The organism is Enterobacter cloacae complex sp. 385G4, from assembly GCF_057320665.1.
In genome coordinates this window covers 193,631-205,544 of sequence record NZ_JBXWDD010000008.1, presented here as the reverse complement: position 1 = coordinate 205,544, position 11,914 = coordinate 193,631, and the positions used below count along the sequence as shown (strand labels likewise).

The 11,914-nt window shown below is 54.8% G+C and carries 11 protein-coding genes; 4 read left to right on the top strand and 7 right to left on the bottom strand.

Features of this window, described 5'->3' with window-relative positions; all coding sequences use genetic code 11:
- Positions 1-151: 151 nt before the first annotated feature.
- Complete coding sequence (locus AC2FAJ_RS19105; RefSeq protein ID WP_485454414.1) at positions 152-604, top strand: DUF4385 domain-containing protein; 453 nt, start codon at positions 152-154, stop codon at positions 602-604.
- A 151-nt stretch (positions 605-755) separates the two neighbouring features.
- Positions 756-2,063: an MFS transporter gene (locus tag AC2FAJ_RS19100; RefSeq protein ID WP_041908648.1), complete on the top strand. Its 1,308-nt coding sequence runs from the start codon at positions 756-758 to the stop codon at positions 2,061-2,063.
- Here the strand turns inward: AC2FAJ_RS19100 and AC2FAJ_RS19095 are convergent.
- The 5 genes from AC2FAJ_RS19095 to trxC form a co-directional block, all read right to left on the bottom strand.
- Positions 2,060-2,383 (bottom strand): YfiM family lipoprotein, encoded by a 324-nt coding sequence (locus AC2FAJ_RS19095; RefSeq protein WP_045260160.1) that lies wholly within the window; start codon positions 2,381-2,383, stop codon positions 2,060-2,062. The two genes, AC2FAJ_RS19100 and AC2FAJ_RS19095, sit on opposite strands and share 4 nt — an antisense overlap.
- 45 nt (positions 2,384-2,428) lie before the next feature.
- Entirely contained in the window at positions 2,429-3,784 is a 1,356-nt protein-coding gene (gene pssA / locus AC2FAJ_RS19090; protein WP_023331103.1) for a CDP-diacylglycerol--serine O-phosphatidyltransferase, read from the bottom strand.
- A gap of 110 nt (positions 3,785-3,894) precedes the next feature.
- Positions 3,895-6,558, bottom strand: a complete 2,664-nt coding sequence (locus AC2FAJ_RS19085; protein WP_485454413.1) for a bifunctional acetate--CoA ligase family protein/GNAT family N-acetyltransferase — start codon at positions 6,556-6,558, stop codon at positions 3,895-3,897.
- Positions 6,559-6,593: 35 nt separating this feature from the next.
- Complete coding sequence (gene tapT / locus AC2FAJ_RS19080) at positions 6,594-7,292, bottom strand: tRNA-uridine aminocarboxypropyltransferase (protein WP_045260163.1); 699 nt, start codon at positions 7,290-7,292, stop codon at positions 6,594-6,596.
- A 69-nt stretch (positions 7,293-7,361) separates the two neighbouring features.
- On the bottom strand, positions 7,362-7,781 hold the full coding sequence (gene trxC / locus AC2FAJ_RS19075) for a thioredoxin TrxC (protein WP_028014108.1): 420 nt from the start codon (positions 7,779-7,781) through the stop codon (positions 7,362-7,364).
- A gap of 204 nt (positions 7,782-7,985) precedes the next feature.
- On the opposite strand from trxC, the gene AC2FAJ_RS19070 reads away from it, so the two are divergent.
- Positions 7,986-9,086: a tRNA/rRNA methyltransferase gene (locus tag AC2FAJ_RS19070; RefSeq protein ID WP_041908658.1), complete on the top strand. Its 1,101-nt coding sequence runs from the start codon at positions 7,986-7,988 to the stop codon at positions 9,084-9,086.
- Between the two features lie 39 nt (positions 9,087-9,125).
- Here AC2FAJ_RS19070 and ung read toward each other — a convergent pair whose 3' ends face one another.
- Positions 9,126-9,815 (bottom strand): uracil-DNA glycosylase, encoded by a 690-nt coding sequence (ung, locus tag AC2FAJ_RS19065; RefSeq protein ID WP_485454412.1) that lies wholly within the window; start codon positions 9,813-9,815, stop codon positions 9,126-9,128.
- A 314-nt stretch (positions 9,816-10,129) separates the two neighbouring features.
- On the opposite strand from ung, the gene grcA reads away from it, so the two are divergent.
- A complete protein-coding gene (gene grcA / locus AC2FAJ_RS19060) occupies positions 10,130-10,513 on the top strand; it encodes an autonomous glycyl radical cofactor GrcA (protein WP_006176733.1) in 384 nt (127 codons plus the stop codon).
- Positions 10,514-10,565: 52 nt separating this feature from the next.
- Here grcA and srmB read toward each other — a convergent pair whose 3' ends face one another.
- A complete protein-coding gene (gene srmB, locus AC2FAJ_RS19055) occupies positions 10,566-11,894 on the bottom strand; it encodes an ATP-dependent RNA helicase SrmB (RefSeq protein WP_041908660.1) in 1,329 nt (442 codons plus the stop codon).
- Positions 11,895-11,914 lie beyond the last annotated feature (20 nt).

Sequence of the window (11,914 nt, the reverse complement as noted above, 5' to 3'; positions counted from 1 at the left end):
TGTGAGAGTAGGGAACTGCCAGGCATCAATCAAGAAGAACCCCGTACCGTAAGGTGCGGGGTTTTTTGCTTTGTGCGCCGGAAAATACCGGATGGCGGCACCGCCTGACCGTGCCTACAATTGTTAAAACGATTTTAACAATGGTGCCGCTTTGACACGTCCCTTTGATTACCAAAAAGATTTTGCCAACATTAATTTCCGTGACCATGCAGAGCTGTATCAGGTGGGGCGGGGAGAGCAGGGTGTGCTCATGGTGGAACCTTACAAAAGCGAGATCCTTCCGCACTGGCGATACAAAGATGCTGAAGTGGCAGCGCGATCGGCAAAAGAAATTTACGCCCTGTTTGAAGAATATCGTCAGCAAAACGACTTTGTGGGTATGGATATGGCGCGTAAATTCATTCAGATGGGCTATACGCGCGCCAGGCGATACGCCAATCATAAAGGCGGTAAAAAGTACGATGAGAAGCGCCAGGTAAAACAGCTGGATTGCGATCCCGTAAAAGCCGAAGCCGCCGCGGTCTTCAAAAAGTGGTGGGATAAAATTCGTGCAGATGAAGATTATTTGCAGCGAAAAAAGGCGCATCAGCAGAAGTGGGGATAATTACTACGTCCGCTAATAATTCGAGACCTGATCGAGTTCACAAAACGTAATGAAACATATTAGAAACATTTTATTTACCTAACGATTCGTTTTAAATCCGGTTTTACTGTTTGTGGGCAATGGCCCGCAATGTGAGACAGAGGATTTTAAAATGACAGAAACCGTAGCCAGTGCAGATACGGATAACACCAATTTGGCAGGTAAGGATACCCGTCGTCGGGTTTGGGCAATCGTTGGGGCCTCCTCGGGGAACCTCGTAGAGTGGTTTGACTTTTACGTCTATTCATTCTGTTCACTCTACTTTGCGCATATCTTTTTCCCGTCCGGGAATACCACCACTCAGCTTCTGCAAACCGCAGGCGTTTTTGCCGCCGGGTTCCTGATGCGCCCTATCGGTGGATGGCTGTTCGGCAGGATCGCAGACAGAAAAGGGCGCAAGACCTCCATGCTCATCTCCGTATGCATGATGTGCGTCGGCTCGCTGGTGATTGCCTGCCTGCCCGGATATGACACTATCGGAACATGGGCACCCGCGTTGCTGCTGCTGGCACGTCTGTTCCAGGGGCTGTCGGTCGGTGGGGAATACGGCACCAGTGCGACATACATGAGCGAAGTGGCGGTTGAAGGCCGAAAAGGTTTCTATGCATCATTCCAGTATGTGACCCTCATTGGCGGACAGCTGCTGGCATTACTGGTTGTGGTGATCCTGCAACAAATCCTTAGCGATGAAGATCTGCACGCCTGGGGCTGGCGCATCCCGTTTGCTATGGGCGCTGCCCTGGCGGTTGTCGCCCTGTGGCTACGCCGTCAGCTTGATGAAACCTCTCAACAGGAGGTCAGGGCGCTGAAAGAGGCGGGCTCGATGAAGGGGCTCTGGCGAAACCGCAAAGCATTTTTGATGGTGTTAGGTTTTACCGCCGCGGGCTCGCTAAGTTTCTATACCTTTACCACCTACATGCAAAAATATCTGGTTAACACCACGGGCATGCATGCAAACGTTGCGAGCGTCGTTATGACGGTGGCGTTACTCGTCTTTATGCTTATCCAGCCGATTGTCGGCGCGCTGTCGGACAAAATAGGTCGCCGCACCTCCATGCTGATCTTTGGCGGCATGCTCACCCTGGGTACCGTTCCGCTTTTGACTGCGCTACAGCAGACAACGTCGCCGTATGCCGCTTTCGCGCTGATCATGGTGGCACTCATTATTATCAGTTTTTACACGGCAATCAGCGGCATTTTGAAAGCGGAAATGTTTCCCGCACAGGTGAGGGCGCTGGGTGTTGGCCTCTCTTATGCGGTCGCGAATGCCCTGTTTGGCGGTTCGGCGGAGTATGTCGCGCTATCGCTTAAGTCGTGGGGCAGTGAAACGACCTTCTTCTGGTATGTCACCGTAATGGGAGCGCTGGCGTTTATTGTCTCGCTGATGCTGCATCGCAAAGGAAAAGGTATCCGCCTTTAATAATGTGCCATCTGCCAGACGGCGTAGCCGGTTGTTGCGCCGGCTACATCCCAGGCGAAATCTTTCCAGCTCCAGCCGCTCCCTGCGGGGCGGCTATCCCATAGTTCTTTTGATGCCCCAAGGCCCACTGAGAACATCAACCCTATCGCCGCGCTACGGTCCCGGCTGTATCCCTGATGCTGCGCGTACTCATTACCGGCTGCAGACAGCATAGCGGAAGCGAGGAAGTGTTGTGCTTTGTCCTGACCGGACCAGCTATCATTGGCCATATGACTGCAGCCAGTCAGAAAGAAAGCGCTCAGTAACAGAGGAATACGCATCAACGGGCTCCATAAAAAAGCCCTGCGGGTAACAGGGCCTGGACATTACAGAATTCGGCTGATAAGTCGGTCAATACGGATACGACGCAAGCGGCGAATCAGCTTGCGAACTTTCACCGGATAATCGGCAATGCTCTGCAGCTCGCGGTAATGATTAACCACCGTGGTGTGCGTGCGAATCAACTCCAGTTCACGCTCACGCTGTGCGGCTAACTCATGCTGCGGGTCATGGATCAGGATCGCGTTTTCCAGATCCAGTCTCCACGCGCGCGGGTTCAGGTTGTTACCGGTCAGCAGCATCCACTCATCGTCGACCCACATACCTTTCAGATGGTAACTGTTGTCTTCATCTTTCCACAGACGCACAACCAACTGGTCAGTGTTTACGTAATACTGTAAACGGCTCAGGAAGCGGCGCAGGTTAATTTCATAAAGATAAGGCAGCGCACCGATGATTTTGAACGGCTGATCTTCAGGAATGAAGAAGTCGTTCGCCGTTTTATCCCCGACGATAATTTCCACTTTTTTACCATCGCGCAGCAGCTGAATGATATTACGCACCAGTACGGCAGGAAGGTTAAAGTACGGCGTGCAGATGGTGAGCTTTTGCTCCGCGCACGGCATCAGATGGAAGATCGTTTTATTCAGCAGGCTTGATTTGCCAAGCCCAACCAGCGGAGTAACGGATAACTCTTCGTTGTTTGCGTCGCCCTGAAAATGGTAAACAGCATCGCGGAGCTCCTGGCGGAAGGCGCGAACATCGTTTTTGATTTCCGGGCTCTTAGGGCGCTCGGGATCGTCAAGGCGATTAACGCCACGGCCATGTACCAGGTTTTTATCAACCCAGTTAAACATGATATCGGCCATCTGAGGATTACGGATCAGATGGTAGCGGTCATAGCGATATTTATCGAGCTGATGCAGATAGACATCATTGAGGCTTGCGCCGCTGTAAAGCACGCTGTCATCGATGATGAATCCTTTAAAATGAAGGACGCCGAGCGCTTCGCGGGTATTCACCGGGACGCCATAAACAGGTACATCGACGCCAGGATTTTCCTGCGCCGTGCGGCAATACCAGTCTGCATTGGTGTTTGAAGCGGCCGCGCCAATACGGCCACGCTGGGCGCGATGCCAGTCAACCAGCACGCGAACATCCAGCTCCGGACGCTGACGCTTGGCTTCATAGAGCGCGTTCAGGATCGCACGCCCGCCTTCATCTTGTTCAAGATACAGGGCCACAATGCAAATGCGTCGCGTGGCACTGGCAATCTTTTCCAGAAGCGTCTCCCGAAAATGAGCGGGAGCGTAAAAGAACTCTACATCATCAACTGACTGAGAAATCTTCGGTAGTTGAGCAAGGTGTTGTTGATGTTTATTACGCTTAAATTTTGACAACATCACAGTGCGTTTCTTCTCTGTTCATTGAAGGGTTGTCTGTACCATGCAAACAACATAAGCGGACAATGATACCACCAGTCCCGTCCAAAGTGGGTAACATTTCCAGTAGCTTACTCGGGTTTGTCTGCCGGTGTCAGGCCGAGGGATAAGGCGACAATACCTTCGTCCAGCTGAATATCAACGTCAAATCCGAGTTTTCGCGCCAGGGTCACCATACCGCGATTGTTCGGCATAGTAATGCCATTCAGGCGTAACAATCCGTGATCTCGCGTATAACTGATGAGTTTTTCCAGCAGTCGTCTGCCCAGACCCAGGCCTTTAAGATCGGAGCGCACCAGCACAGCAAATTCCGCGTCAATGTTATCCGGATCGGAAATTGCGCGCGTCACGCCGAGGATCTCATCGCCCCGATCGGAACGTCGAACGGCGACAAACGCCATCTCTCGATCGTAGTCGATCTGGGTCATATTGGCTAAATCATCGTGGGTAAATTCGTTGATTTCGCTAAAGTAGCGATAATAGAGATCTTCTTTCGTAACCTGAGAAATAAAGGCACGCAGCTGCGGTTCATCTTCCGGCAGAATAGGGCGGAACAGGGCGCGTTCCCCATTCTTCATCTCGACCCACTCCTCCAGCTGCAGAGGATACGGACGGATCGCCAGGCGGCTCTCTCTGTCCCCTTCAAATGGCGCGATATCCAGCGTTACGTCCAGCGCCGTAAACTCAGTGCCGGAGGCGAGCAGCGGATGGATATCCAGCCGCTGGATCTCCGCACAATCTACAACCAGGTTAGACACCTGCACCAGGAATTGACTCAACCCGGCAATATCGAGCGGACGCAGGGCGCTGCGGCCACGGATCTTTTTGCTTTTAATCGCCTGAATGATCAGATAGCGCGCCAGATTCATGTTCAGCGGCGGTAGCGCCACCGCGGCCTGTTCCTCTGGACGCCACTCAACGCCGCCTTCCCCCAGCATAATGAGCGGGCCGAAGACAGGATCGTGTTCAACCACCACCCGCAGTTCCTGGGCGCCCGCGCGGTGAGCCATGCTTTGCACCAGCAGTCCGTGGATCCGGGCCTGCGGCCAGGCCATTTTGACGCGATCGAAAATGGCATCGGCTGCCTGCTGCACCTCCGTTGCCGTACGCAGGTACAACATGACCCCCTGAACGTCAGACTTATGCGGGATATCGGGGGAACGAAGCTTAAGGGCGACCGGGTAGCCAATCTGTTCGGCTATATGTACGGCCTCAGCGCTGTCGCTGGCGATCCAGGTTGGCAGAGTTTGCATCCCGTAGCTGCCCAGTATGGGCTGCACTTCATGCGTATCAAGCGAGGTCGCGCCTTCTTCAATGGCCTGCTGTAACAGCCGATGAACGTCGACGGTGTTCGCCGTCAGGTTTCCGGGCAAGGCAGGTGTCTCACGCAGCTGTTTCTGGTTGCGGCGATATTCCACCATATGCATAAATGCCGTGATGGTGCCTTCCGGCGTGCGGTAGGTTGGCAGTCCGGCTTCACTGAACAAGCGTCGCGCCTCCTGAGAGGAAAACTCACCGCACCAGTTGGTCAGCAGGGTGACATATTTGCCGCGCGGATGATTTCGTACCACCTCAATCAGCGCCCGCGCGCTTTCACTGCCCGGCGCGGCCGCGCTGGGGGAGTGGATAATCATCAGCGCATCGAAATCCTGGCTGTCCAGCAAAATGGAGATTGCCCTGATATAGCGATCGCTGCTGGCATCATCGCGCAAATCAAGCGGATTGCCGGGCGTCACGCTTGCCGGAAGCGCCTCTCTGAGGCGTTGCAGCGTCTCTTCACCCAGCGTGGCCAGCTTGCCGTTACGCAGCCAAAGCTCATCCAGCGCCAGCGCGGCAGGGGCCGCGCCATTGCTGACAATCATTAACTTCTCGCCGCGCAGCGGACGCATGTGGCTCAACGTCTCAACGGCGGAAAAAAGCTCGTGTGTATCCTGCACCCGCAGCAACCCCGCGCGCTGAATGGCAGCATCCCAGGCCGGATCCATACCGGAATGAGACTGCAGCAGACGCTGTGCCGCAGGGCTGCGACCGCTTTTGATAACGAGGATCGGTTTATTGCGCGATGCGCTACGCGAAGCGGAAACAAAACGACGGGCGTCGCTCAGGTGCTCAAGATAAAGGAGGATTGCGCTGGTTTTGCTGTCTCGCGCCAGGAAATCCAGCAGTTCGTCAACGTCAATATCCAGGCTGTCGCCCAGAGCAATGAAGTAGGAGAATCCCATTTCACGCTGCTGCGCCCAGTCAAGGATGGTGTTTGAGACCGCAGCCGACTGCGAGATAAACGCCAGCTTGCCTTTACGGATCGGCACCGGGGAGAAGCTGGCGTTCAGCCCCTGCCAGGGCGCGAGCAGACCCAGGCTGTTCGGCCCGAGAATGCGCATCTGATAGCGGCTGGCGCAGGCCAGCAGTTCGGGCTGCTGTTCAGGCGGAGACGAGAGAATAATGCAGGTTTTACACCCTTTCTTGCCGAGTGACTCCAGCAGTTCCGGATTGCGTTTGGCGTTTGTACACAGAACGGCGAGATCCGGTACGAAAGGCAGGCTCTCCACGTCCGGCCAGGCAAGCACGCCCTGAACGGCCTTATAAGACGGCGTGACGGGCATAACGGGACCGTTAAATCCTCCGGCCAGCAGGTTGCGCATCATCAGATAGCCTGCACGATCCGGTTTCATTGATGCGCCGATGACGGCAATGGATTTAGGACGGAGTAGCGCTTCTAACCCTCTCTGGCTCATGCAGGCCTCCTGTGAATGCAAGCGACCTGATGATTTTAAACGCTTTCTGTCTCCGTTGCTGTGATGCTGCCCTTATGAACGGTTTTTCCCGCCAGATAGCGCTCCCGGAAGCATGAGAAATGGTTGCCCAGGGCGCCAGCTGCAGCGGTATCTCCTGCTAAATCCAGTAGCGCAATGGCTACTTCGGCAGTGCAGTATTGCCCGTCAGCATGCGCTTCGCGCAGGCGGTAGGCCGAGACGCGGGAAAGATCGACAGAAATAACCGGCAGAGCGTCGAGGTAAGGGCTTTTGCGAAACATTTTCCGCGCTTCGGTCCAGGTACCGTCCAGCATAATAAACAGCGGTGGTTTCCCTGATGGCGGCGCGGTAAGGACCTGACGTTGTTCTCCCGCATAAGATGCCGGGAAAACCACCATCGGCTGGTAGTCCGGGCTTGCCACCAGGTCGAGCAGAGCCTGAGGTGGCTCAGTGCGCGACCACTGAAACGCGGCGGTATCCGGCAGAATATCGGCAATAAGACGCCCCGTATTACTGGGCTTCATCGGCTCGGTATCGAACATGACCAGACAAAAGCGGCTCTCCGCAGTACTTGGGGCCAGCGTCTCGCACAGACACACCTTCAGCGGCAGCAGGCAGCGCTGACAGCGACGTATGCGATTGCCACGAGCAAGAAAGGGGCGAGTCGCGCGCGCAAGGCGTTCGGCGCGTAATTTAAGGACAGCGTTATCAGTCATGGGCGAAATGGAGGAAAAACCCTATTTTCGCAGAGGCGGGAACGGGGCACAAGGTGTGCCCCGGGAATGTTACAGCGATTCGTTTAACCAGCTATCAAAAGGTGCTTTTGGAACCGCACCGTTGAGCATATCGATCACTTCACCATTTTTGAAAATCATGATGGTCGGGATACTGCGAATACGAAAACGTGCGCTTAGCTCGCGTTCGGCCTCGGTATTAACCTTAACGAACCGCATTTTTCCGCTGCGCTCTTCGGCCACATCTTCGAAGATTGGCGCGAAGCTGCGGCACGGACCGCACCATGGCGCCCAGAAATCGACCACCACCGGGAGATCGTCCTTGAGGAGTTTGTCCAGCGTAGCACCCGTCGCGTTAATGACATCGCCATCAAACAATTCATGGCCACAACGTCCGCATTTCGCACCGTCATCCATCCGATCGTCCGGAATGCGGTTTAAAGCCTGACAGTTGGCACATACGGTATTCATAACTAACCTCTGATAGAGCCGTGGGACAGCGGCAGAACGCCGATAATGTTTCTGATATGTTACATATTATCAGTGAGCCTGTATGAAACGACAATGCGTTTTATTCAATGGGAACAATAGTCACAGGCTTTTGTACGAAATTATGGCTATGCGCTGGCACATCGGGTAATCTGCGCGCTTCGCGCAGCGCTGGTGGAGAAAAGCATGAACGACGAAATGAAAAACAAAAGCGGCAAGGTCAAAGTGATGTATGTCCGCAGTGATGATGACTCTGATAAACGCACCCAAAATCCGCGTACCGGAAAAGGTGGCGGGCGTCCAGCGTCCTCTCGTGCAGACGGTGGCCGTCGCCCCGCCCGCGATGACAGAAATAACCGCGGTGATGACCGCAAACGTGATGACCGCAAGCGTGACGATCGCAAGCGCGATGACCGTCCGCGTGATGACTTCTCACGTGATAACGCCTCTCCGTGGCGCACCGTTTCTCGCGCCCCTGGCGATGAGACGCCGGAAAAAGCCGATCACGGCGGTATCAGCGGTAAAAGCTTTATCGACCCGGAAGTGCTGCGTCGTCAGCGCGCGGAAGAGACCCGCGTATATGGCGAGAACGCCTGCCAGGCGCTGTTCCAGAGCCGTCCTGAGTGTATCGTCCGCGCCTGGTTTATCCAGAGCGTGACCCCGCGCTTTAAAGAAGCGCTGCGCTGGATGGCCGCGAACCGCAAAGCTTACCACGTGGTTGATGATGCTGAACTGACAAAAGCGTCCGGTACCGAGCACCACGGCGGCGTCTGCTTCCTGATTAAAAAACGTAACGGCACGACAGTTCAGCAGTGGGTCAGCCAGGCAGATGCCGATGACTGCGTGCTGGCGCTGGAAGACGTGGGCAACCCGCACAACCTGGGCGCAATGATGCGCAGCTGCGCGCATTTTGGCGTGAAGGGCGTGCTGCTGCAGGATGCCGCGCTGCTGGAATCCGGCGCCGCGATCCGTACTGCGGAAGGCGGAGCCGAGCACGTACAGCCGATCACCGGCGACAGCGTTCTGGATGCCCTCGAGCAGTTCCGTAAAGCGGGCTATTCCATCGTGACCACATCCAGCCATGCCGGTACGCCGCTGTTTAAAGCGACGCTGCCGCGCAAGATGGTGCTGGTGTTGGGTCAGGAACGCGATGGTCTGTCTGATGCGGCGCTCTCCAGTTCGGATCTGAGCGTCTCCATCGACGGGACGGGCAATGTGGAAAGTCTGAACGTATCCGTTGCGACCGGCGTGCTGCTGGCCGAGTGGTGGCGTCAGAATAAGGCATAAGCCTCTTATGTGCCGGGCCTGACCCGGCACATTCAAACCCTACTCGCTCTCTGCCGGTAACACAGGCATCCAGTCAATTGGCGTTTCGCCACGTTTTTCCAGCCATTCATTTGCCAGAACAAAATGATTACTGCCAAAGAAACCGCGATGGGCAGACAACGGTGACGGGTGCGGTGCCTTCAACACGTGATGACGCTGACGATCGATAATTGCCCCTTTCTTCTGCGCGTGAGAACCCCAGAGTAAAAACACGACCCCTTCACGATGCTCGTTGATAAGGCTGATAACTTTATCGGTAAAAGTTTCCCACCCAAGGCTGGCGTGCGAGTGCGCCTGGCCCGCCCGTACGGTGAGCACCGTGTTCAATAACAGCACGCCCTGGCGCGCCCAGCTTTCCAGATAACCGTGGTTGGGGCGGTTAAACCCGGGCACGGTTCCCTCAAGCTCTTTATACATGTTGAGCAGAGAAGGGGGGATCGCCACGCCTGGGCGTACGGAAAATGCCAGCCCGTGCGCCTGCCCAGGGCCGTGATAGGGATCCTGGCCCAGAATGACGACTTTCACATCGCTCAACTCGGTATAGCGAAACGCGTTGAATACATCTTTTTGCGGCGGATAAATCGTTTGCCCGGACTGACGCTCAGCGGCAACGGTACTGAGCGTATTGATAAAATAAGGCTGCTGCTTTTCTTCTGCCAGCACGTCATGCCAGGTTAAAGGTGTCGTCATGTCGCTCTCCTGCGAATCTCAATCTGTCACTAGCTTACCTGTTTAACGCTTGTGAGCAAAATTACGCGCTGAAATGCGTGCTAAGTCGTTAAATTTATTTTGAAATGATGCAGGTTAAGTTGAGTCGATGGGGGTGTGAAATTGATCTAAAGCAATAAATACCAACCACACTCTTTATGTGGTTGGTATTTTTGTTGATTTAAATCAATAAATCGCCGTGGTGTGAATGATATATATACACACAAGAAACAATGGTTTTACCAATTGGCCGCGTAAGGCCAGCATCAGTTAATGTAGCCTAAGGGAGGCAACACATGATTACAGGTATCCAGATTACCAAAGCGGCAAATGACGATCTGCTCAACTCTTTCTGGCTGCTGGACAGCGAGAAAAATGAAGCGCGCTGTGTGGTTGCGAAAGCGGGTTTTGCTGAAGATGAAATCGTACCGGTGAATAAACTGGGCGAAATCGAATACCGTGAAATCCCAATGGAAGTGCAGCCGGAAGTGCGCGTTGAAGGGGGTCAGCACCTGAACGTTAACGTGCTGCGCCGCGAAACGCTGATGGATGCCGTTGAGCACCCGGAAAAATACCCACAGCTGACTATCCGCGTGTCTGGTTATGCGGTTCGCTTTAACTCACTGACTCCAGAACAGCAGCGCGACGTTATCGCCCGTACCTTTACTGAAAGCCTGTAAGGCTTCAGCCACGGGGGGGAACAAAAAAGCCGGGGATTACCCCGGCTTTTTCTTACTCTTCAGTCTTCGTTTCCTGCGCGGCAGCGCTTGGCTTACGACGCTTACCAATATTTTTGGTATCGCGGTGGCGCTGCTTCACGCGCGGCTTCTCTTTTTCTTTCTCTTTTCTCTCAGCACGTTTCGCGAGCGCTTTCTTGGACGGTTTACCCGTCATTTTTTCACTCGGCGCACGTGTGGTTGGGCGCAAGCCATCAATAACGCGCGCTTTCAGCGGCTCGTCAACATAGCGGCCAATTTTCTGCAGCAGCAGGTAGTCATGCGCTTCAACCAGTGAAATTGCAATCCCTTTGCGACCCGCGCGACCGGTACGGCCAATGCGGTGCAGGTAGGTATCTCCGCTGCGCGGCATATCGAAGTTAATGACGTGGCTCACGTCAGGGATGTCGATCCCGCGGGCGGCAACGTCTGTTGCGACCAGCACGTTAACGCGGCCATCGGTCAGGCGCTTAATGCCTTCGGTACGCTTGATCTGCGCCATCTCACCTTCAAGATAGCAGTTGTTGATCCCGGCGTTGCGCAGCATTTCAGCCAGCTCGTGCACGCGCTCGCGCTTACGCACAAACACGATAGTGCGGGTTGCGTCTTCCTGCTTCAGCAGGTGCTTGAGCAGCTCAACCTTATGCTCAAGGTTGTCCGCACGGTAATACCATTGGTGGATCTTTTTACGCTCTCGCGTGGATGGCGTCGCAGAGACTTCCACCGGATCTTCCAGCAGACGCTCTGCGAAGTCTTTAATCGCATCCCCTTCAAGGGTGGCAGAGAACAGCATCGTCTGGTTACGCCAGCGCGTTTCACCTGCAATATGCTCGATATCCTGCGCAAAGCCCATGTCCAGCATGCGGTCCGCTTCGTCGAGGATCAGCGTTTCTACCGCGCGGCAGTCGAAGTTCTCTTCTTTGATATACTGCAGCAGGCGGCCCGTCGTCGCGACGACGATGTCCTGGTTTTCGCTGAACACTTCGGCGTGGTTCATATACGCAACGCCGCCGGTGATGGTGGCGATATCCAGATGCGTATTCGCCGCGAGTTCACGCGCATGATCGGCAACCTGCATGGCCAGCTCGCGCGTAGGCGTCAGGATCAAAATACGCGGCGGGCCAGATTTTTTACGTGGAAAGTCGAGCAGATGCTGCAACACAGGCAGCAAATAGGCTGCTGTCTTCCCCGTGCCGGTTGGCGCAGAACCGAGCACATCGCGGCCCTCAAGCGCAGGCGGAATGGCCGCTGCCTGAATGGCGGTCGGGCGTGTAAAGCCTTTGCTCTCAAGAGCATTGAGCAGGCTTTCATCGAGTTCAAGTTCGGAAAAAGTCGTTACAGTCATGTTCTACCTCTGTGTGGGGC

Excerpts from the sequence above, each read along its gene's own strand:
- AC2FAJ_RS19100 (WP_041908648.1), top strand. The coding sequence starts at position 756 with ATGACAGAAACCGTAGCCAGTGCAGATACGGATAACACCAATTTGGCA.
- AC2FAJ_RS19095 (WP_045260160.1), bottom strand. The coding sequence starts at position 2,383 with ATGCGTATTCCTCTGTTACTGAGCGCTTTCTTTCTGACTGGCTGCAGT.
- AC2FAJ_RS19085 (WP_485454413.1), bottom strand. The coding sequence starts at position 6,558 with ATGAGCCAGAGAGGGTTAGAAGCGCTACTCCGTCCTAAATCCATTGCC.
- ung (WP_485454412.1), bottom strand. The coding sequence starts at position 9,815 with ATGACGACACCTTTAACCTGGCATGACGTGCTGGCAGAAGAAAAGCAG.
- pssA (WP_023331103.1), bottom strand. The coding sequence starts at position 3,784 with ATGTTGTCAAAATTTAAGCGTAATAAACATCAACAACACCTTGCTCAA.
- tapT (WP_045260163.1), bottom strand. The coding sequence starts at position 7,292 with ATGACTGATAACGCTGTCCTTAAATTACGCGCCGAACGCCTTGCGCGC.
- trxC (WP_028014108.1), bottom strand. The coding sequence starts at position 7,781 with ATGAATACCGTATGTGCCAACTGTCAGGCTTTAAACCGCATTCCGGAC.
- AC2FAJ_RS19070 (WP_041908658.1), top strand. The coding sequence starts at position 7,986 with ATGAACGACGAAATGAAAAACAAAAGCGGCAAGGTCAAAGTGATGTAT.
- grcA (WP_006176733.1), top strand. The coding sequence starts at position 10,130 with ATGATTACAGGTATCCAGATTACCAAAGCGGCAAATGACGATCTGCTC.
- srmB (WP_041908660.1), bottom strand. The coding sequence starts at position 11,894 with ATGACTGTAACGACTTTTTCCGAACTTGAACTCGATGAAAGCCTGCTC.